Consider the following 20,984-nt stretch of genomic DNA (forward strand, 5'->3'; position numbering starts at 1 on the left):
ATTAATTTACTCCTGTTCCGGTATTTTCTCCCCGCCAAGCTGCCCATTGTTTGGTATACGCGCCTTGCTGTGCGACCAATTCATCATGGGTTCCTTGCTCAATGATGTGTCCTTTATCCAAAACCAGTATTTGATCAAGGTGACGGATAGTTGGCAGGCGATGGGCGATAACAATCACGGTTTTATTACGGCATAACGCATTGAGTGCTTGTTGCATCTCTTTTTCACATTCTGGATCGGCATAAGCGGTGGCTTCATCCAATACAAGAATGGGGGCGTTTTTCAGGATAGCGGCGGCAACGGCAATACGCTGCTTTTCTCCTACAGATAAGCTAATACCGTTGTTAATCACGGTGTTGTAGCCTTGGGGTAACTGTTGGATAAATTGATGAGCTTGTGCTGCGATAGCCGCTGCTTCAACTTCAGCTTGTGAAGCATCAGGACGAGCCAAGCGGATATTATTGGCTACCGTATCGTTGAACAGAAATACCCGCTGGAACACAAAAGAGATGTTGTTACGCAGAGTGGGTTCATCCATGTTGCGGATATCAACACCACCAACAGTAATTTTGCCTTGTTGAGGGTCCCAAAGACGAGCAATCAGGCTGGCTATCGTGGATTTACCAGAGCCACTGGCTCCAACCAGAGCGAGTGAACTGCCGGCAGGGACGGAAAACGAGATGTTATTTAAGACATTGTCCTGCTTATCTTGATAGGAAAAGCTGACATTATGCAAAGTCACAGTATGATCGGCAGGAACTTGACTTTGGGTACATGGCGCTAATTCTGGTTGATTCATTAGCCAACGATAACGTGTGATTAACGCCTCTTGCTGCTGCAAGCGTGTCATCACAGAGAACATGGATGAAGCGATATTGCCGAATGCCATAGCAGACAGAATAAAGAAGGTGAATTCAAATAAAGTGATCTCTTGTCGGTTAAATAGCCAGACCGCCAAAGGGAGGACAAACAGCAGATTAGCGCTGGATAGCACAAAAAATCGGCTGGATTTGACCTGCACTTTCTCAACCCAAACATCGATAATACGTGTCAGGGCGGTAAATGCTTCTTCCGCTCGCTGTAGGGCAATATTGCCGCCTGAATAGGTTTTTACTACAGGAATGGCGTTGATAACTTCACCCATTGTTGAAGCAATACGATTTTGGGCTGCGTAAAAACGCTGAGTAGTGGTTTGAACTTTCATCTGAATATAGATGAATAATAAGCAGGCACCCAAAGTTGGAGCAAAAGCCGCCAATGCTAATCGCCAGTCAATGGCTAACATCACACCCAATGCAATCAATGGGCCGAACAAAGTTGCTGACATCTCTGGAATAATGTGGGCAATACCATCCTCAAGCTGTTCGACGTCATCTAACATCATCTTCTTGATTTCGGTGCTGTCAGTCTGCATAAAGAAGCCTAAGGGAACAGACTTCAACTTATTGCTGATATGACGACGAACATCAGCCTGAACATCGGCAGCGATCAAATGAGCAACAAACGTTGAACCACTGAAAGTCAGCATAGCGGCAAAGGTAAAGCTTAATAACATGATGCCGTAATTCAGCAATGTGTCATATTGCCCGTCATAGAGAGATTGGGTAATAAGACCAGCAATCGCTGCCGGTAGTATTTGCAAGCCGGCAGAAACAAGAGCAAGCGCAATGGCAACGTAACTCAGCGTGCGATATGGGCGCATCATATCCCACAATGTCTTAAGGACACCGGCGTCAGCGGCACGTTGCTCTGGAGAATTCTGAACAGAAGGATCATTACTGAGCATAGGTGCTTTCCTTTTGGAAATTGTGGCGCATCCGTAATGTCCAAAACAAGCCAGCGAGGGTAAAGAGTGATGCCAGAGCGAAAAGGGATGCGTAGCTTGCTTTGGTCACAATCAATCCACCCAGCATTGAACAGATGATCGCAATGCTCATATCTGCGGATTGCATCAACGCAAAATCCACACCAGACTGTATGCCAGCCGCCAGAGACATCATCTGGGTATACAAGGCAACAAATTTGGTAGCGGTGATTAATGTGATAAAAACGTATGCTGCTGAAAGCAGGGATAGGGGTGTTTCTGGTTGTTGGGCAAGCCAAAAAATACTGACTAATACCAGACATTCAAGCAGCATTACTGCCAATAATGTCTGGACAGCACCTAACTTACGTACCACGATGCCGCCAATCAGGACACCGGATAATCCGGCTAATGCACCACCACTGGCAGCAATGATGCCTAACTGGGTTAAGTCTACGCCGCGATCGACTAAAAATGGGGAGAGCATACCGAGTGACAGGCGTGTCCCAATCATACATAGCAGTATTAAAAGCAGTGCCTGTTTAACCGGAGTACGACGTAATGCACTCTTTAGGGAGGGTCTTGGAGAGAGGATGCCCGATGTTTTTGACGCATTCGATTCTCCCTGTCCCTGAGTTTTTCGGATGAACAAGATAGGCAGTGACATTAATAGGATCACTATAACTAGCATACCTGCACCAATGTGCCAGCCATAGAGTGAAATAAGATATAAAAACAGGCCGCTGCCAATAATGGCTCCCAGATAACTGCCTCCAACTTGCATGACATTGCTCCAGGGGCGATGCTGTGGTGATAACCGATCGATAGCATGGCCGTCTGTGGTGGTATCTACCACGGTCAGACAAAGCGTAATCAGAAACAGAGCCGCTATGATCAGCGGCATATGTTCGGCAGGTTTTGCTAAGGACATTAAACCAAAAAGCAGTGCAATTAACAGATTGCCGCAGAGCATGATGCGGCGGGGGTTAGTATCCCCCGAACCTGATTTGCGATAGCGTTCTACAGCGGGAGCCCAGAGAAATTTTAATGCCCAAGGTAACATTAATAGATAGAGTAACCCTATCTTATCTGGGGTAACGCCGTGGTTACGTAGAAATGCCGGCATGCTTTGTAACGTTAACATACCAATGGTACTTTGGATGGTGTAAACACCAGCCAAAGTCAAAAGTAGCAACGAGATGTGACGGCGATGTGAGGTATTGTGCGTCATAGTGCAATGCTCACATCCAACCCAACATTCAAGCCCTTACTTATCATGCTGTACGTATTTCCCATCTGGAAACTAGAGACACGGTACTGTTTGTTACCTAAATTTTCGCCATAAAGTTTGACATTAACACCATGATCCATTTCTAAACTTAAGGACGCGTCATAGAGAGTGTAACCCCCTTGTTCAAGGGTATTTGCCTCATCAAAGTAGCTTTTTGAATAGTAGCGAGTACCGGCATTTAAATAGAGGTTACCGGGTAACAATGTTTGATTAATGAGATAGTCAAAACTTGCATTAAGCATGACATCGGGTGCATAAGGCAGGCGTTTGCCTTGATAACTTACGCCACTTGTTGTATCAGTGAAATTTGATTTACCTACGCTACCACCAAGAGAGAGCCTAAGCCCTTGCATTGGTTTAATCTGGCTGCTTAGCTCGATACCTTTACTTTCTGCCTTTCCGGCGTTACGAATAAATTGCCCACCCATAGGTCCAACATAGATCTGCTTATCTTTGGAACGAATGTAATAAACCGCGCTGTTTAATGTCATTGCGTCATCAAAGAATGAGGTATGCCAACCGAACTCATAATTGTCTGAGGTTTCGGTATCGTAAGGCTTTTTATCATTGGCGGAGGAAACAATGTTATTGAATCCGCCAGGTTTGTATCCTTTGGTGGCAGAGAGATAGAAACGGGTATCCGGTGTCAATTGCCAGCCCAGAGCCGCCTTAGGTATAAATTCATTGCTGGAAACTTGGTTATCAAAAGCGTCAATCTTCTTGATGTCAGATCCTGAATAATTGATCTGAGATTTTTCATGTGATAGACGACCGCCAAGGGTAAGATCCCATTGAGATGCAATGGGTAATTTAACCTCGCCGAACAGGGCTAGCGATTTTCCTTTGATTTTGTTACGTGCATCATTATAGCTAGTATGATGTCTGTTCGTTTCATCTGAGAACCAGCCACCGAGAACACTGGTAATCCCATTTGAATAGTTGGAATTTAAACGTAGCTCTTGGGTGGTGGCGTGGTGTTTTTCTTTCCATTTACCCCCGATAAAATCACGGAAAATATCGCGATCCTGATAGGCGGTGACACTGGTTAATACGTTATTGCCAAAATCATATTCCGCTTTGAGGGCATAGCTGTTGACGCGCCGTGTTAAATCAGGGATAGAACCATCATATTCTTTCCGACGGAACTGTTCATCGGTTAAATACAGCTCTTCATGTGAATTGAGATCTTCATGAGCAAAGCTAAGTTCAGCGCTGAAAGGGGAATCTTCTGGCGCAAATGTCAGTTTTCCTTTACCGAGCCAGGTTTTGCTGGAGTCAATATTTTTATCACCACGATTTGGCGCATCAATTTGTCCTGGCTCTTTTACCCAGCGTAGGCTCATGCTGCCATAAAGCATGTCTTCAATAAGCGGTATTGATCCGCTGAAGGAACCCCCTTGTTTCAACTTAGAGTAATTGCCAGAAAGGTTAAGCCAAGGGCCTTCTTTGGGAGAACGGGTGATAATATTGATAACACCCGCTTGGGCGTTCCCACCATATAAAGTGCCTTGGGGACCACGTAATAACTCTACACGCTCTACATTGATTAACTCTTGTGTCAGAAACTGGTGATCCTGAGGAACACCATCAACATAAATACGAATGGAAGGTGAATAGTAATCGGGTGAACTGATACCCCGAATTGTGGTTGCCGAGTAGGTTCGGTTACCGCGAGAGCGGATTTGCAAACCAGGGAAAGCACGCTCAAGATCCTGTACCTGAGTGATACCCGCTTGCTCAAGTTCCTCGCCAGTTTTTACCAAAATGCTGCCATTAACTTTATTTAATGCTTCTGCCCGTTTGTTAGCTGTCACAATCAAAACATCTTCTGCGGCTTCGGGTGAATGCTCCGCCCAGGCCACAACAGGTGAAATCAGACAACATAAGACAGACGCTTTAGCATATTTTTTTTTCATAAGTACTCTTTATGCCTTTTCAAATCATGTTTTAAAAAGATCAAATGTGGTAAACCAAACAAGTGTGGTAAACCCGGAAACATATTTGGTGAAATTAACTGGAATAGAAAAGAAGAGCTAACGGGATAGGGACAAAAATAGCGCGATACGTACTATTGATAATGATTCTCATTAATGATAAATTGCGTGATATTCACATTGGTATATAAATATATAAAATAAAAGCATAATGTCTTTAACACGCACAATATGCTGTTTTTATTGTGGAAAGCGTTTTTTTGAAATGGTTGGTGTCTGATGCTAATTTTACAGGGGATTTCATGAAGACGATCTATAGCGAGACATTGGGGATTTTCTCTGCGGGCCATGGCTATAATATGCATTCACCAGTAGAGGAAAATAACACAACGCCTTCATTGCTAACAGAGGAGCTATCTGATGGAATTCACATCAACCGTATCCATCTTGAGTTAAGTCAAGATTTTACCGAATATTGCGAAGGGCCGCCAACAGTGTCAATAGCCTTTGTTCTCAGTGGGAAGGGGAAAATGGCAATTGAGAATGGTGAGGTTTTAGATATTAATCCGGGAACGATGGTATTTTTCTATTCGCCTACGATGACACGGGGTATGAATTTCTTTGGCTGTGGAACCTGGCGTATTCTCGATATCCGATTTTCTCTGAACGAAATTGAAGCTCAGGAGTTGCCATCTTTTACCAAATTAACGGCTGGTTTTGAAAAAAATGCGAGTTATAGTGATGCCTTGATGATGGCATGCCCTATCTATCCACCTTTTATGCAGATAGTGAATCAAATAGAAGAATGTCAATTAAATGGTAGTGTCAGAAAGGTCTATTTAAAGGCAAAGGCACTAGAAATACTCGCTTGTGTGACAGCTCAAATTTATGATTGCCAATATAATGTGATTAGCGGATTGCAGCGCCGTGCTGTTTACAATGCGATAAAAATAATTAATAACGATTATCATTACCCCTGGACAATAAAATCGTTATCAAGAGCTGTGGGTTTGAATGAGCGGAAATTAAAAGAGGGATTCCGTGCGGTTGTTTTCCGTACTTTCCATCAATATCTGGAAAACGTTCGTATGACTACAGCGGAGGATTTATTAAAGAAAGGGATGAATGTCATTGAGGTTGCTGCCGCAGTAGGTTATTCCAGCCCAAGTCATTTTTCTAAACGTTTTCGGCAACATTATTTAATCAACCCTAAAGCATGGCAGGCAAAATATGCCGTGAATCACACATTACTGAAAGAAAATATTACAGCGGAAAGTCAGTAGAAATTTCGTATGTGGCATAAGGTATTAATTGGTATTTAGAAAAATAAGGAGGAGTGATAACGATTTCATTGAGGTACGGTAAAATGTTTCAAACTCACGCAGGACAATGGGTTTATGAGACTTTTTCTCGCGCCAATTTAGGCGACAGCCGACGAACAAAATATCTTATCAAATTCACTGCCTCTTTAGTCAATCATATTGGGCAATCACTCAAAACACCGGAGGATATTGAAGCCGCTTATCGATTTACGCGTAATCAGGCCATTGATGCAGCGACCATTGCAGAGGCGGGATTTGCGGCAACGGCTGTCCGGACAGATGTTGACGCAAAAAATCCTGTCCGGCGGTAAGCGATAAAGAGTTCAACGGGGTGACTGATTTAGGAATACTCTGAATATCACCCTATTCATCATTTTTTTTCATCATATTCATTGCATTTTTGTTTTGGATAAATTTAAAACCCGGATTAATCTGCTTAATGTTGCGCATAATGTGTTGTGATCCTGTTGATTCGTTGCCATATTGTTGCATTTTTAGAGTTAAGTAGCCTGAATTCACGCCGGCGTGATGAATATCTCATCTACTGGCTTGATAATTAAACTCCGCCGACCATAATACTTCATCTTAAAATTCCCTTATTACTGTTCAATAATAATTACATATCCTATGGGTTTACTATGGCAACGGTAACTTCCCGCAACATGATAGCCGGGCTGGCCGGATGGACTGTATTTGTATTCTCCCCCGTACAGGCCGATGACCCGCCCTTTATTCAGCAAAAACAGCAATCACAGACAGCAGAACAACGTCTGGAAACCCCCATACCGTTTGTGCGGCTTACTGAGCCTTTTTCCGATAACCTCGTGCAAAGTGCGGCGACCTTGGATACTCAGGAGCAACTCCGGCAGCAGGAAAGGCAGCACGCACTACAGCAGCAACAGACACCGGATAGCGATATCCGGCTTACGCGCCCCGGTGTGCGCCTGTCTGATTATCCGGCGGATGAACATCCTTGTTTTACGATCAATACCTTACGTTTGGAAGGCGATTCCGCTCGCCGTTTTCAGTGGGTACTGGACGCGGCAGGGGATGCCAAAGGGCGTTGCCTGGGCGGGCAGGGGATTTTGTTGGTTAATAACAAGGTGCAAAATGCCATTCTGACCAAAGGTTATGTCACCACCCGTGTCATGGTGCAGGAGCAGGATCTGACTGGGGGTGTGCTGACGCTGACGCTCCAGCCCGGCCGCATTGCCCATAACCACGGGCAACAGCATTGATAACCAGCGCGGCACGTTGCAGGGGCTGTCCGCATTGAACGTGACATCGGGGGGCGATATCTCTGCCCTCCATATCAATAACAGTGACGGCAAACTGTTAGCGGACCAAGCGCTGACCGTGAACACGACGGGCACTATCGATAACCAGCGCGGCATGTTGCAGGGGCTGTCCGCGTTGCATGTGACGTCGGGGGATCTCCAAAACGGCGAGGGCAAGCTATTTTCTGAGCAACAGCTGACCGTGAAAGCGGCCGGCAGCATCGACAACCAGTCCGGGTATCGTCTGGCTGGTGAGCGAGACGGTTGAGACCGCCGCTGGCCCGCAGACGGTATGGGTTACGGCATCAAATTCTCTGCCAGTGTCAATAAGGGCAGCGTCAGGCCGTGACGGCTGTCGTGACTGCCCTGCAAGGACTGGCCGGCGGGGATATTAAAGCCGCCATCGCTGGCGGCGCGGCGCCTTATCTGGCCAATGCGGTCAAGGAGTTGACCTACGGCGGTAAGCCGTATGAGCAACTGACAGCAGAAGAAAAAGCGACCAATCTGGTGGCCCATGCGATTTTGGGCGGCGTGATTGCTGAGATGAAAGGTGGTTCAGCGTCCGCCGGCGCAGTGGGGGCGGTCAGTGGTGAACTGGCCGCTTCGGCGATAGCCAGTGCGCTTTACCCAGCCAAAAATCTGAGTGAATTGCCGCCAGATGAGAAGGAAAAAGTCAGTAACTTGTCTACACTGGCAGGAGGGATAGCGGCAGGACTGGCAACGGATTCCACGGCAGGCGGGGTGAGCGGGGCGTCGGCGGCGAAGAATGCGGTGGAGAATAACTTCCTGAGTTTTGATGAGGCGCGTGCTTTTGATAAAGAAATAACCGCTTGTAAAGCGGCAGGCAAAGACTGTCAACCGGTCATTGACAAATATGCTGCAATACACAAGGAAAATTCCGAAAGATATTAGAAGGCTTGCCAAGAAAACTCATTGGTATGTGCAACGGGTGAAGATAAGCTCAAGATTGATGGCGGGATTTCAGCAGCGACAAGACCGACATGGTTATATGGTTCACTGGATAATGAAGAGGTCAGAAATGCTGTGCTTTATGTTAATAGTCTGGATGCGGAATATGGTAACAAGCATATGGACAATTGGGACAGAGCAGGTGCTTTCATTGCTGAACCCGAAAATATGCTGGGTTTGATAGCGGGAGGCCGTTCTTTAATGAATTCAAATGCATCCGCAGGAGCTAAAGTAGTCGGTACCGGGCTGAGTATGGGCGCGAATGCCGGTGTTCAGGTTTACAACGGTAATACCGGAGATAAATTTGATTATACGAGCTTATTCCTCGCGGGTTTCACCGGTTGGACAGGTACAGGTCGATCACTGCATACGAATGTCCAATTAAACGCGGGTAGTGCGTATTTTAGTAGTCAGGTAGCCGGTCAGAACTCAGAGGCGGCAGTCGTTGGGGCCGCGTTCGGTACAACATTGGGTTACGGATTTGGCTCTGCAATTACAAGTAAGTTAGAAGCCAATGCAATTAAAAATTATTTTGGTATGCCTGCAAGCCGAGACGCATTTAAGTATGCAGAAAAACCTGTGTATTCCAATTTTATATATGGGGAAGCTAATTTTGGTCCGCTTCCTGGCATATCTGGAGGATTTATTGGTTCTATTTTCTTAGAAGCTAGTGGGGCTGAAGTAAACAGTAATATCACAAATGGTCAAACGATACGTGGTAATCATATCAGCAATAGCATGACTAACGACAAAGTAAATAATAAGGATTAAAGATAATGAAACGTCCTTTGATTACTTTGATCTTGTTGATACTTGCGTATGGGTTAACATGTTCATTTGGTCTTGTAGCACTGGAATGGATTTTGACTGATAAAAATATTTATCAGCTCGATTGGATAAAAGGTTTTAAAATGGGAAGTACTCTCGGTGGAGCTGGTGGCGCAATCATTTGGCTGGCATACCGTTTTAGATTGCTTTGACTTCAAAGATCCCAGCTAAAGTGCTGGGATCTCCTTAACAAGACCCCTTTGGGACAATTTCTTACTCTTAAGATCTACCCTGAATCCGAAAAAACTGACTCACAAGCACCAATATACTCAACAGCAGATAAGCGGCAAAAATGCCAATCAGCCATTGCGGCATATCCAGGGTTAAAAATTTCCACTGTTTCATTGAACAATCCCCAACTGCCTGAAACACCGAAGGTAGCCAATCATTCAACGGTAACCAAGATGGGAATTGGACAAAAAATTCACAAGTATTAAACGGAGAAGGGTATAACTGCATCATGGTGTGATCCCATGCCAGTTGTAATCCTTGCCATGCGCTATAAATCCACAGCAAGATAGCCAACCAGCGCAAAGGCGTTTTAGGTGCGATGACACCAAGCAGCGCAGCGCCTAAAATACCAAACAACGCAACACGCTCATAAATGCACATTACGCAAGGCTGTAACTGCATCACATGTTGAAAATAGAGTGCTGTCGCTTCCAGGATAAGAGCTGTCAACGCCATCAATAACCATGCGCCTCGCCCTTGGGAACTTTGATTTAAAAATTGAAACATTTTTTTCTTCCCATATTTTCAAGATAAATAACTGGTTTATTGTGCCGTTTCATCAGCCATAAAAAAATAAAATTAAAATCAACTGAGCTATTTTTTCAGGCAAGTGATTAACAAAAAAACCGGATAGTGTGCAAAACTACACCATCCGGCAGGATATAACGATAAATTCGGTCTCCAATTATAGTGGAGTGATCAAACCAAGTTTGATGAGATATTCAGTGGCAGGCACTAACCAGAATTCAACACACAACAGACCTACTAGTGTCATCACAATGGTATAAGGCAAGGCCATCATTACCATGCGACCATAAGAGAGACGGATCAATGGAGATAAGGCAGAAGTTAACAGGAACAGAAAAGCTGCTTGTCCATTAGGGGTTGCCACGGATGGTAAGTTAGTTCCTGTGTTGATGGCAACGGCCAAATATTCGTATTGTTGTTGTGAAATCAGGCCACTTTTCAGGGCGTTCAGTGCTTCATTAATGTAAACCGTACCGACGAAAACGTTATCAGAAACCGTGGAGAGCAATCCGTTGAACAAGTAGAATAAGGAAAGCTGTGAAGCCGGTGAAGACTGCAAGACAAATTGAATAAATGGCGCAAACAGTTGTTGGTCAACAATGACGGCAACCACAGAGAAAAACACGGTTAACAGGGCAGTAAACGGTAAGGCTTCCTCAAATGCTTTACCTAACGCATGTTCTTCGGTAATACCACAGAATGCAGTCGCTAAAATAATGACTGATAGGCCAATCAAACCCACTTCAGCCAAATGAAAAGCCAGTGCTACAATCAACCAGATGCCGATCAATGCTTGAACAGCAAGCTGGGATTTTTCTTGGCGGGTACGTTTTTCACAGGCTTTTTGATCGTAATCCTCCAGAACAGAGCGAACACGCTCAGGCAATTCAGCACCGTAACCGAACAGTTTAAAATGTTCAACCAGCAAACAGACCAGCAAACCACAAATCAACACAGGAATGGTGATTGGCGACATACGAATAAAGAATGTGACAAAATCCCAATCAACATGTTTGGCAATAATCAGGTTTTGGGGTTCACCAACCATAGTCATCACGCCGCCCAGTGCAGTACCAACTCCCGCATGCATCATCAAACTGCGCAGAAATGCCCGGAACTGTTCCAGCGTCTGTTTTTGATCCTCACTGTCAATGTACTTATCATCACTCAATTCAAAACTGCTATTGTGGGAAAGGAATCGGTGATAGATGGCGTAAAACCCGATTGAAACACTGATGACAACGGCAATGACAGTCAGGGCATCAAGGAAAGCGGACAAGAAAGCACTCGCCAGACAGAATGCTAATGCCAGCATTTTCTTGGAGCGGATACTGAGTAGCAGCTTTGTGAAAACAAACAGCAATAATTGTTTCATGAAGTAAATGCCCGCAACCATGAAAATCAGCAATAAAATGACTTCCAGATTGTTGGCAATTTCATGACTTATTTGTTTTGGCGAAGTCATTCCAATGATGACTGCTTCAATAGCGAGTAATCCTCCAGGTTGCAGAGGATAACATTTTAATGCCATTGCTAGTGTGAAGATAAATTCAACAACGAGCATCCAGCCAGCAACAAAGGGGCTGATAAAGAAATAGACCAGTGGATTGATAATCAGAAAAACAATGATAGCTAGTTTGTACCAATCCGGCGAATTGCCGAGAAAGTTCTTCACCACTGCACGTTGGATACTGATTTCCATTATTATTGATATTCCTCTTTGTGGATGTAGAAAAAATCTAAGTAGCTATAAATCAAAACGACCACTATAGAAACATATCGGAGCGGTATAGTATGCTCAATGCGATAGCAATTTAAGGGCATTAGCGCATAATTAATCTACCAATGATCGCATTTTTTATGAGTCCTTTCACTCTTTCATGGTTTATTTACCCGGTAACTATGTCGAGCAAGCACATTCTGGTATCATCAATCGCTATTATTAGCCAAGAAAACTGCTTTGGAATAATTAAAATTATGGTAATTAAGGCTCAAAGTCCTGCGAGTTTCGCGGAAGAGTATATCATTGAAAGTATTTGGAATAATCGCTTTCCACCCGGCTCCATACTGCCAGCAGAACGTGAATTATCTGAATTGATCGGTGTCACCCGTACGACCTTGCGTGAAGTGTTGCAGCGCCTTGCCCGTGATGGTTGGTTGACTATTCAGCATGGTAAACCAACCAAGGTTAATAATTTCTGGGAAACATCCGGTCTTAATATTCTGGAAACTTTGGCGCGTCTTGATCATGATCGCGTTCCCCAGTTGATTGATAACTTATTAGCTGTGCGAACCAATATTGCAGCCATCTTTATCCGCACGGCATTTAGGAACAATCCTGAAAAATCATTGGAAATTTTGGCAGGAAAAGAAAGCGTGGAAGATACCGCTGAAGCTTTCAGTTCTGTGGACTACGATATTTTCCGTGGTCTGGCTTTTGCGTCAGGAAACCCAATTTATGGTTTGATTATTAATGGGCTGAAAGGGTTGTATACCCGTGTTGGTCGTTATTATTTCTCCAGTCCTGAAGCACGTAATTTAGCGTTGAATTTCTACCAGCAGTTAAGCTCATTATGTCGGGAAAAAGCCTATGACAAAATTATGGGTTGTGTGCGTAATTATGGTAAAGAGAGTGGCATTATCTGGCATAGTATGCAGAGTATTATGATCAATGAATTGACGGAAAGATCAACGAATTAACAGAAACATGTCTTAAGTTGGTTAAACTCTTCGTTTTTTGTTTGCCTCGCTATTGGTTACATTTATTTACCCCAGTTATGTAGTGATATCATGGTTAGGTCATATAATATGCAATTATATGATGCATAATTATCTATGTTTCTGGGGCATTTCTCTAATCATCACTTAACACATGTGTGCTATTTAGCAACACTCCCAACTGTGTAATGCGATTTTTTAAATTATTATTCTACTTAATTAACGGTGATGTTTAGTTAAATTCCAAAAATTTTCATTTGTCTAGAATTTTGTAAATTTTGTTCTTGTGAGTGAAATGTTTATTTTTTGCCGTTTAAATCACTTTAATAAGTAGAAATTAAAGTGATAAACAGTATTTTTATCTTCTTTAATATTTTGATTTAAATGAATTTATATTGAAATGCTACGCTTATTGAAGAAATGTATTTTTTATATTTTGTAATGTAAATGTGACTTAAATCCTAAATGTTAGTTAATTGTGTCATAGTCTATTATTCTGTATTGGCTTTTTATGTTTAGCATATTATGCTTGCAAATATCACTTGCCAGTAGGGGGTAAAATGAAGGTCCTTATTTTAGGCAGCGGTGTTATTGGCGTAACCAGCGCATGGTATCTTGCACAAGCAGGTCATGAAGTTACCGTAATTGATCGCCAGAATAGTGCTGCGGAAGAAACTAGTGCCGCTAATGCAGGTCAAATTTCACCAGGGTATGCGACCCCTTGGGGGGCTCCAGGGATCCCACTAAAAGCAATAAAGTGGGTGTTTCAACGTCATGCACCTTTGGCTATTCGCCCTGATGGCTCCCTGTTTCAGTTACGCTGGATGTGGCAAATGCTGCGTAATTGTGATGCAAGCCATTACGCGATGAATAAAAGCAGAATGGTACGTTTGGCAGAATATAGTCGGGATTGTATTAAACAGTTAAGAGCCGATACGGGGATCCAATATGAAGGGCGTCAGGGGGGAACCCTGCAATTGTTCAGGAACACTAAGCAATTTGATAATGCTGCCAATGATATCAAAGTGTTAGAACAAGAAGGGGTATCTTATCAGTTATTAACTGCCGAGCAATTGGCTACAGTGGAGCCAGCGCTTGCCAATGCTTCCCATAAACTGACAGGCGGGTTGCAATTACCGAATGATGAAACGGGTGATTGTCAACTTTTTACCAAAGACTTGGCCAAAATGGCAGAAGATATTGGTGTGCAGTTTGTATTCAATAAGCAGGTTAAACGGATTTTAGTGGATGGAAATAAAGTCACGGGTATTCAATGTGATGATGGCATCATGACAGCGGATCACTATGTGGTAGCGATGGGATCTTATTCTACTGGAATCTTAAAAGAGCTGGTTAAAATTCCGGTTTATCCGCTGAAAGGTTATTCATTGACGATGCCGATTATGGACGAATCAAAAGCGCCTGTCTCAACTGTGCTGGATGAAACCTACAAGATTGCCATTACGCGTTTTGATAATCGTATTCGCGTTGGTGGTATGGCGGAAGTGGTCGGATTTAATTTGAATGTTCCCCAGAATCGTTGTGAAACGTTAAAAATGGTTGTACAGGATCTATACCACAATGGTGGCAATATTGCGGAGGCCTCATTCTGGACAGGTTTGCGTCCTATGACCCCGGATGGTACTCCTGTTGTTGGGCCAACCAAATATGCGAATCTTTATTTAAATACTGGACATGGAACACTAGGTTGGACGATGGCCTGTGGTTCAGGGAAGTTACTGGCTGATTTAATTTCTGGCAAAGAGCCTGATATCGCGGCAGATGATCTCTCTGTATTCAGATATATCGATGGTTTTAATATAAAAGTGTTTCCAATGAAGCCTCATTTACATACGGCATAAACTAATAAACAAATAAGAAGGGGTCGTCATGCCACGTCCTATTTTGGCAACGATCCATCTCGATGCATTTCGCCATAATCTGTCGGTTATTCGTCAAATGGTGGGTAACAGTAAAATTTGGTCGGTAGTAAAAGCGGATGCGTATGGGCATGGATTGGACAGAATATGGCAATCACTCATGCAGACAGATGGATTTGCACTGCTTGACATGAATGAAGCTATTTATTTAAGAGAGCAGGGATGGCAAGGGCCAATCTTGCTACTGGAGGGTTTTTTCAAACCCGCGGATTTACAGATTATCAATAAATACCGTTTGACAGCCGTAGTACATAGTCATTGGCAGCTTGATGAGATAGAAAAAACTAAATTAGATACTCCCATTGATATCTATTTGAAACTCAATAGTGGCATGAATCGATTGGGATTCACCTCAAAAGAGTATCCACAGATAGTTTCAATGGCGAAAAAGGTTAAAAATATTAAGTCAGTGACTTTAATGACCCATTTTGCCAATTCGGATAATGAAATTGGTATTGATGAACAATTCGCGGTTGTTGAACGTTTGCAAATGAATTCACTGCCTCATTGTCTGGCGAATTCTGGTGCTGTGTTGTGGCATCCGAAAACACATAAAGATTGGATACGGCCAGGTATTATTCTTTATGGCGCGTCTCCGAGTGGAAAGTGGCGTGATATTGCCGATATTGGGTTGAAACCAGCCATGACGCTACAAAGTGAAATCATTGCAGTACATGAACTTCCCAAGGGGAAAAAAATTGGCTATGGCAGCCGCTATACAACCCAGAAATCCATGCGTGTCGGTACAGTTGCTTGTGGTTATGCGGATGGATATCCGCGGCATGCCCCAACGGGAACTCCTGTTATAATTGATGGTGTTCGCACCCAGTTATTGGGTGCTATATCAATGGACATGATGACGGTTGATTTGACTCCGTGTCCTCAAGCAAACATAGGCAGCATTGCTGAGTTGTGGGGAGAAAAGCTACCCGTAGATGAAGTCGCAAACTCGGCAGGAACCATTGGTTACGAGCTTTTGTGCGCTTTAGCGAAGCGTGTTCCTGCCACTGTGATTTAATTCTTGTCTATCTTTAAGAATTCAGGCATTTCTATCCTTGGTTTTGGAGTAAAAATGCCTGTTTTATGTTCCACTTGGCTAATTGTTATCTGAGAACTTACGACAACGGATAACAATAGAAAGCCTGTCAGGGTGACCATTCTTAGGCTGTAATGGGTTATTGATACGTGCAGTTTCGATACAAGCCATATTTTTATAACCCTCTTTGCTCATGTCTTTCATACTACTGGAAAGTGCAGCGCCAGGGTTCCAACATACTACTTCGCTATGGTGATAGTGGTGTATTTCAATTGTTCGTTTCCATAGCGGATCTCTGAGCAGGTTAAAATCGTCTGGTTCTGTATAAATGCGGTCGGTTCTCCCGTGGAAGACTAAATCTTCATCAATAGATTGCTCGTTATCGGTGAGGGTATCAATAAAATGTGAACCAAGCCCACTAATCCGAATTTGATTGATGTCACTCACATTGAAGTAAGAGTGAAGGGCGCACGTGGCTTGATATTCACCGTGGGGTTCTAATTCTATTTCGCAAGTTTCCCCCAATTTAAAGCGGGCAATCAGCGTGAATTCATGTGGCCATAACTTACGGGTATATGCGTTATCCTGTAATGTAAACGTCAAAATAACGCCATTTTCATTCTCATCATGTGCTTTGAGTTCCCAGGGGAGTATCCGTGCAAATCCATGACTGGGAACTGCAAACGAACCAAACCAAGGCCAACAGATGGGAATACCACCACGAATAGCAGTGCCTGCGCTGAAAAGAGTGTTATCACTTACCCATAATACGGGTTTTTCGTTATTGGGCTGCCAGGTAATCAGGTGTGCACCTTGAATACTGATCACGCCGCGAGCTTTAGGATGGGAAACAACAATTAACGGAAAACCATCAATGTTTCGCTGGCTGATATAAGGGGAAAGCTGTTCTACAATCGGTAATGAGAAAATTTTATCAAGCATCTGTCATGACCTTATGTAAACTTAAATTGGCAGTTGAACCAAGGGACAAGAATATCTCAATATTTTAGTTATATAAATATAAAAGCCACCTGTAAACAGATGGCTTTTGAAAGTGGATAAAAGCTCAATTATTTGGAGATGTGAGCGATCAGATCCAGGACTTTATTGGAATAACCAGTTTCGTTGTCATACCAGGAAACCAGTTTTACAAAGTTATCGTTCAACGCGATACCTGCTTTTGCATCAAATACAGAAGTCAGTTTTTCGCCGTTGAAATCAGTGGAAACCACGTCATCTTCAGTATAGCCCAGAATGCCTTTTAGTTCGCCTTCTGCTGCTTCTTTAATCGCGTCACAGATTTCTGCATACGTTGCTGGTTTAGCCAGACGTGCAGTCAGGTCAACAACAGATACGTTAGGAGTAGGAACACGGAAAGACATGCCGGTCAGTTTGCCGTTCAGTTCTGGGATAACTTTGCCTACTGCTTTTGCTGCGCCAGTGGAAGATGGGATGATGTTCTGCGCTGCACCACGGCCACCACGCCAGTCTTTCGCTGAAGGACCATCAACAGTTTTTTGGGTAGCAGTTGTTGCGTGAACTGTAGTCATCAAACCTTCAATGATACCGAATTTGTCATTGATAACTTTAGCCAGTGGAGCCAGACAGTTAGTGGTACAGGATGCGTTGGAAACGATATCCTGGCCTGCGTAGGCATTGTGGTTGACACCCATAACAAACATTGGAGTATTGTCTTTGGATGGACCGGTCAGAACAACTTTTTTCGCGCCTGCCGCGATATGCTTACGTGCAGTTTCGTCGGTCAGGAAAATACCCGTTGCTTCTGCAACAACATCAACACCGACTTCGTTCCATTTCAGGTTAGCTGGGTCTCTTTCAGATGTCACACGGATGGTTTTGCCGTTAACAACCAGTTGACCGTCTTTAACTTCAACAGTGCCTTTGAAGCGGCCGTGGGTTGAATCGTATTTCAGCATGTATGCCATGTATTCTGCATCCAACAGATCATTGATCGCAACGATTTCAATGTCTGAGCGTTCCTGAGCAGCACGGAAAACAATACGGCCGATACGACCAAAACCGTTAATACCTACTTTGATAGTCATAGTATTCCACCAGCTATTTTTTAGTGAATTAAAAGTTGTTTCTAAAGTTACCAAAATCTTGCCAGCCGTCAAGCGGAATCGTGTCAACAATTGAAAAATATCAATTTAATAATCACTATCTAGACGATTGTTATACAGCTGGGACAAGCTCTACGCACACTATTATCGGGGTATAAGGAGATATTTAAAGTTACCATTGGTTAGTTATGTGAGACTTATCACAATTAGTAAAGTAAATTGCTATGTTGGATGGGTTAGAATGCGTTTTGACATTTTGGTGTTAATTTTGGGTTGTTTCCGATGATATTTTATTGAAAATATTGACCTTAAAAGGTGGTCATTATGACTAAAAGTCAAAATATTTCCCTTTCTATAGAAAAGCTTAGTGAAATGCAGCGCTATGTTACACAAGAAGCAGGTACTGAGCCGTCATTTTCAGGAAAACTACTGCACAACAAAAAAAATGGCATTTATTATTGCTTGTGTTGCCGCCAGCCATTATTTGTTTCTGATACGAAATTTGATTCGGGATGTGGATGGCCGAGCTTCTACCAACCGATTCGTGATGGTTCCATCACATATCTTGATGATTATTCTCATAACATGCATCGGATAGAGGTGCGTTGTAGCCAATGTCAGGCACATTTGGGGCATGTCTTTCCCGATGGTCCCAAACCGACAGGAGAACGTTTTTGTATTAATTCAGCAGCGCTGCGTTTTGTTGATAAAGAAACAGGCGAAGAAACGGTAGGTTAATGTTATTTTGAATACTCTGAATTTAAATGAAATGTTGGCTTTATGAGCTGATGAGAAACGATTCAGCTCATTTTTTGACAAAGTATTCTTAACTGTTCTTAAGGTCAATATATTAATAATAACCATGTCGGCTTACAGCCGTACAAGTAAAATATGTAGTGAAATAGAAGCGCATAGCCATTAAGGAAATTTCGATGAAGTTGGATGATTTACTCTCCGCCATGACTCCTGAAATTTATCAGCGATTAGTTCAGGCTGTTGAACTGGGAAAATGGCAGGATGGTGTACCACTTACGCCAGAACAGAAAGAATACAGTTTACAGGCGGTGATGCTCTGGCAAGCAAAATATAATCATGATCCTGAACATATGACGATTGGCACAGATGGCCAAATTACCATAAAAAGTAAACAGGAGTTAAAGGCTATATTTCAGTCCGACATGGTCGCAAAATTAAAACCTCAGTCAGAAGATTGAAATGGCATGAATTGAGAACCTCGTCCTATTTTTTGTTTAAGAACGAGGTTATTTTTAGTTACATCAATTAGATGTATAAATTAATTTTATTAATGATTGGGGTTGGGTCATAAAATGGGTATCATTTCACTTTGTGGAACTAACTTAGCCCCTTTTCTGGTCATTTCCTCAACTGCTTGTTGGCTATCGTCTTCTTGGATATTAACACCACGGCAGCCATCAAGAATGACATAGGTTTCATAACCTAGTGCCAGGGCATCAAGTACGGTAAATTTTACGCAGTAATCAGTGGCGATACCCATGACAAAGAGGCGTTGTATATTCTGCTCTGTTAACCATGCATCCAGACGGGTTTTACTTTTATGGTCATTATCAAAGAATGCACTATAGCTATCTATTTGGGGATTTTCACCTTTTCGGAAAATTTCTTGAATAGCAGATTGGTTTAACAAAGGATGAAATTCTGCACCAAACTCTCCTTGTATACAGTGGCTCGGCCACCATACTTGAGGAATGCCATTGAGTTTTCCTAATTCACCTACTTTCTGTCCTGAGTTTTCTGCAAAGCTCATATGGTTGGCTGGATGCCAATCCTGAGTGGCGATAACCGTAATATTATTTTCCTGACATCGTGCAATAACGTTATTGGCTACCTCAATTACTGCATCACTGTCTTTGACAGCCAGGGCTCCCCCAGTACAAAAGTCATTTTGTAGATCGATAAGTAATAATGCTGTTTTCATCATATTTCTCGACTCACCTATTTATTATTCATCGGAATAACTCAATTCTCCCCGCAGATTTTGTTGCATCAGATAGCGGATCTCTTCAGGTGTATAAGATTGGCTTAATAAATAATGCAATTTCGTTAAAGTTGCTTCGAAAGTCATGTCATAACCGCTGATAACACCTGATGCAGCCAGAGAATGACCCGTCGCATAGCCTTCCATGTTGACTCGGCCAGAAATACATTGTGTCAAATTGACCACAATAATACCTCGCTCAGTTGCTTTCTTTAACGTTTGCAACAAATCAGCACGTTGCGGAGCATTGCCAACACCGTATGAGCGCAAAATTAATGCTTTGACTGGTTGCATCAGAATATTTTCTACCACCTGACCGGATAATCCCGGGTAGATGGTTACAACACCAATCGGTTGTGATGTGATTGAGTTCACACCAAACTCGCCGTGACTAACAGGTATGGGGTTTGTTTTGAAGGTACGAATATTTATCCCGGCTTCCATCAGTGGTGGGCAGTTTGGGGATGAAAAAGCATCAAAACCATCTGCATGGGCTTTAATTGTTCTATTGCCACGAAATAACTTATTGTTAAAAAATAAGCTGACTTCGTTAATAGGATAATTTGCTGCGAGATACAATGCATTAAGAAGATTAGTTTGTCCATCGGAACGCAATGCTTCCAGAGGAATTTGTGACCCTGTCACAATAATAGGTTTGTTAAGGTTTTCGAACATGAAGGCGAGTGCTGACGCAGTGAAAGCCATGGTATCTGTACCGTGCAGAATCACAAAACCATCATAGTCATGATAATTCTGATAGATATCATTTGCGATAATGCTCCAGTCGTCAGGACTCATATCAGAAGAATCAATCAGGGGTTGGTGCTCACGGATTGTGAATGTTGGCATTTCTGGACGGTGAAATTCTGGCATTTTGGCGAGTTGTTGTTGTAAATGGCCGGAAACGGGAATGTATCCATTGGGAGAATGTTGCATCCCAATAGTACCGCCAGTGTAAACAACGTAGATCGATTTCTTCTGCATGGTAACGCCTCAATAAAAACA

General features: G+C 43.0%; 20 protein-coding genes and 1 pseudogene. 12 read left to right on the forward strand and 9 right to left on the reverse strand.

Features of this window, described 5'->3' with window-relative positions:
- Position 1: 1 nt before the first annotated feature.
- The 3 genes from BDE27_RS06085 to BDE27_RS06095 are packed head-to-tail and all read right to left on the reverse strand — an operon-like array spanning position 2 to position 5,011.
- The gene (locus BDE27_RS06085) at positions 2-1,786 is read right to left on the reverse strand and encodes an ABC transporter ATP-binding protein (RefSeq protein ID WP_099132337.1); all 1,785 of its coding nucleotides are present in this window, start codon (positions 1,784-1,786) and stop codon (positions 2-4) included.
- Positions 1,776-3,035 (reverse strand): MFS transporter, encoded by a 1,260-nt coding sequence (locus BDE27_RS06090; protein WP_099132338.1) that lies wholly within the window; start codon positions 3,033-3,035, stop codon positions 1,776-1,778. The genes BDE27_RS06085 and BDE27_RS06090 overlap by 11 nt, the downstream gene beginning before the upstream one ends.
- On the reverse strand, positions 3,032-5,011 hold the full coding sequence (locus BDE27_RS06095) for a TonB-dependent receptor (protein ID WP_099132339.1): 1,980 nt from the start codon (positions 5,009-5,011) through the stop codon (positions 3,032-3,034). Before BDE27_RS06095 ends, BDE27_RS06090 begins: the two co-directional genes overlap by 4 nt.
- Before the next feature lie 320 nt (positions 5,012-5,331).
- Here BDE27_RS06095 and BDE27_RS06100 point away from each other — a divergent pair, with 320 nt between their 5' ends.
- The 7 genes and pseudogenes from BDE27_RS06100 to BDE27_RS06130 all read left to right on the forward strand — a co-directional run bounded on the left by BDE27_RS06100 (position 5,332) and on the right by BDE27_RS06130 (position 9,577).
- The gene (locus BDE27_RS06100; protein WP_099132340.1) at positions 5,332-6,312 is read left to right on the forward strand and encodes a helix-turn-helix domain-containing protein; all 981 of its coding nucleotides are present in this window, start codon (positions 5,332-5,334) and stop codon (positions 6,310-6,312) included.
- Between the two features lie 83 nt (positions 6,313-6,395).
- Positions 6,396-6,662 (forward strand): IS4/Tn5 family transposase DNA-binding protein, encoded by a 267-nt coding sequence (locus BDE27_RS06105; protein WP_208638568.1) that lies wholly within the window; start codon positions 6,396-6,398, stop codon positions 6,660-6,662.
- 327 nt (positions 6,663-6,989) lie between these two features.
- Positions 6,990-7,565: pseudogene (locus BDE27_RS06110) on the forward strand (POTRA domain-containing protein); the annotation flags it as partial.
- Positions 7,566-7,629: 64 nt separating this feature from the next.
- Positions 7,630-7,896, forward strand: coding sequence for a hypothetical protein (locus tag BDE27_RS06115; protein WP_244208755.1), 267 nt, complete (start codon positions 7,630-7,632; stop codon positions 7,894-7,896).
- Between the two features lie 77 nt (positions 7,897-7,973).
- Entirely contained in the window at positions 7,974-8,540 is a 567-nt protein-coding gene (locus BDE27_RS06120) for a VENN motif pre-toxin domain-containing protein (protein ID WP_099132342.1), read from the forward strand.
- A gap of 21 nt (positions 8,541-8,561) precedes the next feature.
- On the forward strand, positions 8,562-9,368 hold the full coding sequence (locus BDE27_RS06125; protein ID WP_099132343.1) for a hypothetical protein: 807 nt from the start codon (positions 8,562-8,564) through the stop codon (positions 9,366-9,368).
- Positions 9,369-9,373: 5 nt separating this feature from the next.
- The gene (locus BDE27_RS06130; protein ID WP_099132344.1) at positions 9,374-9,577 is read left to right on the forward strand and encodes a hypothetical protein; all 204 of its coding nucleotides are present in this window, start codon (positions 9,374-9,376) and stop codon (positions 9,575-9,577) included.
- A 67-nt stretch (positions 9,578-9,644) separates the two neighbouring features.
- On the opposite strand, the gene dsbB is transcribed toward BDE27_RS06130, so the two are convergent.
- Together dsbB and nhaB are read right to left on the reverse strand one after the other, a co-directional pair.
- Entirely contained in the window at positions 9,645-10,163 is a 519-nt protein-coding gene (gene dsbB, locus BDE27_RS06135; RefSeq protein ID WP_099132345.1) for a disulfide bond formation protein DsbB, read from the reverse strand.
- Positions 10,164-10,341: 178 nt separating this feature from the next.
- The gene (gene nhaB / locus BDE27_RS06140; RefSeq protein ID WP_099132346.1) at positions 10,342-11,886 is read right to left on the reverse strand and encodes a sodium/proton antiporter NhaB; all 1,545 of its coding nucleotides are present in this window, start codon (positions 11,884-11,886) and stop codon (positions 10,342-10,344) included.
- Positions 11,887-12,161: 275 nt separating this feature from the next.
- Here nhaB and fadR point away from each other — a divergent pair, with 275 nt between their 5' ends.
- The 3 genes from fadR (at position 12,162) to alr (ending at position 15,860) form a co-directional block, all read left to right on the forward strand.
- The gene (gene fadR, locus BDE27_RS06145; RefSeq protein ID WP_099132347.1) at positions 12,162-12,884 is read left to right on the forward strand and encodes a fatty acid metabolism transcriptional regulator FadR; all 723 of its coding nucleotides are present in this window, start codon (positions 12,162-12,164) and stop codon (positions 12,882-12,884) included.
- Between the two features lie 578 nt (positions 12,885-13,462).
- The gene (locus BDE27_RS06150) at positions 13,463-14,764 is read left to right on the forward strand and encodes a D-amino acid dehydrogenase (protein WP_099132348.1); all 1,302 of its coding nucleotides are present in this window, start codon (positions 13,463-13,465) and stop codon (positions 14,762-14,764) included.
- A gap of 28 nt (positions 14,765-14,792) precedes the next feature.
- Positions 14,793-15,860, forward strand: coding sequence for an alanine racemase (gene alr / locus BDE27_RS06155; protein WP_099132349.1), 1,068 nt, complete (start codon positions 14,793-14,795; stop codon positions 15,858-15,860).
- 78 nt (positions 15,861-15,938) lie between these two features.
- On the opposite strand, the gene BDE27_RS06160 is transcribed toward alr, so the two are convergent.
- The gene (locus BDE27_RS06160) at positions 15,939-16,820 is read right to left on the reverse strand and encodes a D-hexose-6-phosphate mutarotase (RefSeq protein ID WP_099132350.1); all 882 of its coding nucleotides are present in this window, start codon (positions 16,818-16,820) and stop codon (positions 15,939-15,941) included.
- A 128-nt stretch (positions 16,821-16,948) separates the two neighbouring features.
- Complete coding sequence (gene gapA, locus BDE27_RS06165; RefSeq protein WP_099132351.1) at positions 16,949-17,944, reverse strand: glyceraldehyde-3-phosphate dehydrogenase; 996 nt, start codon at positions 17,942-17,944, stop codon at positions 16,949-16,951.
- A 342-nt stretch (positions 17,945-18,286) separates the two neighbouring features.
- Here gapA and msrB point away from each other — a divergent pair, with 342 nt between their 5' ends.
- A complete protein-coding gene (msrB, locus tag BDE27_RS06170) occupies positions 18,287-18,700 on the forward strand; it encodes a peptide-methionine (R)-S-oxide reductase MsrB (protein ID WP_099132352.1) in 414 nt (137 codons plus the stop codon).
- A gap of 194 nt (positions 18,701-18,894) precedes the next feature.
- Positions 18,895-19,176, forward strand: coding sequence for a YeaC family protein (locus BDE27_RS06175; protein ID WP_099132353.1), 282 nt, complete (start codon positions 18,895-18,897; stop codon positions 19,174-19,176).
- A gap of 107 nt (positions 19,177-19,283) precedes the next feature.
- On the opposite strand, the gene pncA is transcribed toward BDE27_RS06175, so the two are convergent.
- Positions 19,284-19,919 (reverse strand): bifunctional nicotinamidase/pyrazinamidase, encoded by a 636-nt coding sequence (gene pncA, locus BDE27_RS06180; RefSeq protein WP_099132440.1) that lies wholly within the window; start codon positions 19,917-19,919, stop codon positions 19,284-19,286.
- Positions 19,920-19,943: 24 nt separating this feature from the next.
- Positions 19,944-20,963: an asparaginase gene (ansA, locus tag BDE27_RS06185; RefSeq protein ID WP_099132354.1), complete on the reverse strand. Its 1,020-nt coding sequence runs from the start codon at positions 20,961-20,963 to the stop codon at positions 19,944-19,946.
- Between the last annotated feature and the right edge of the window lie 21 nt (positions 20,964-20,984).

Source organism: Xenorhabdus ehlersii (genome assembly GCF_003610465.1).
GTDB lineage: Bacteria > Pseudomonadota > Gammaproteobacteria > Enterobacterales > Enterobacteriaceae > Xenorhabdus > Xenorhabdus ehlersii.

What these genes read in the sequence shown, in the direction of transcription:
- BDE27_RS06085 (WP_099132337.1), bottom strand. Translation starts at nt 1,786, where the DNA reads ATGCTCAGTAATGATCCTTCTGTTCAGAATTCTCCAGAGCAACGTGCC.
- BDE27_RS06090 (WP_099132338.1), bottom strand. Translation starts at nt 3,035, where the DNA reads ATGACGCACAATACCTCACATCGCCGTCACATCTCGTTGCTACTTTTG.
- BDE27_RS06095 (WP_099132339.1), bottom strand. Translation starts at nt 5,011, where the DNA reads ATGAAAAAAAAATATGCTAAAGCGTCTGTCTTATGTTGTCTGATTTCA.
- BDE27_RS06100 (WP_099132340.1), top strand. Translation starts at nt 5,332, where the DNA reads ATGAAGACGATCTATAGCGAGACATTGGGGATTTTCTCTGCGGGCCAT.
- BDE27_RS06105 (WP_208638568.1), top strand. Translation starts at nt 6,396, where the DNA reads ATGTTTCAAACTCACGCAGGACAATGGGTTTATGAGACTTTTTCTCGC.
- BDE27_RS06130 (WP_099132344.1), top strand. Translation starts at nt 9,374, where the DNA reads ATGAAACGTCCTTTGATTACTTTGATCTTGTTGATACTTGCGTATGGG.
- dsbB (WP_099132345.1), bottom strand. Translation starts at nt 10,163, where the DNA reads ATGTTTCAATTTTTAAATCAAAGTTCCCAAGGGCGAGGCGCATGGTTA.
- nhaB (WP_099132346.1), bottom strand. Translation starts at nt 11,886, where the DNA reads ATGGAAATCAGTATCCAACGTGCAGTGGTGAAGAACTTTCTCGGCAAT.
- fadR (WP_099132347.1), top strand. Translation starts at nt 12,162, where the DNA reads ATGGTAATTAAGGCTCAAAGTCCTGCGAGTTTCGCGGAAGAGTATATC.
- BDE27_RS06150 (WP_099132348.1), top strand. Translation starts at nt 13,463, where the DNA reads ATGAAGGTCCTTATTTTAGGCAGCGGTGTTATTGGCGTAACCAGCGCA.
- alr (WP_099132349.1), top strand. Translation starts at nt 14,793, where the DNA reads ATGCCACGTCCTATTTTGGCAACGATCCATCTCGATGCATTTCGCCAT.
- BDE27_RS06160 (WP_099132350.1), bottom strand. Translation starts at nt 16,820, where the DNA reads ATGCTTGATAAAATTTTCTCATTACCGATTGTAGAACAGCTTTCCCCT.
- gapA (WP_099132351.1), bottom strand. Translation starts at nt 17,944, where the DNA reads ATGACTATCAAAGTAGGTATTAACGGTTTTGGTCGTATCGGCCGTATT.
- msrB (WP_099132352.1), top strand. Translation starts at nt 18,287, where the DNA reads ATGACTAAAAGTCAAAATATTTCCCTTTCTATAGAAAAGCTTAGTGAA.
- BDE27_RS06175 (WP_099132353.1), top strand. Translation starts at nt 18,895, where the DNA reads ATGAAGTTGGATGATTTACTCTCCGCCATGACTCCTGAAATTTATCAG.
- pncA (WP_099132440.1), bottom strand. Translation starts at nt 19,919, where the DNA reads ATGAAAACAGCATTATTACTTATCGATCTACAAAATGACTTTTGTACT.
- ansA (WP_099132354.1), bottom strand. Translation starts at nt 20,963, where the DNA reads ATGCAGAAGAAATCGATCTACGTTGTTTACACTGGCGGTACTATTGGG.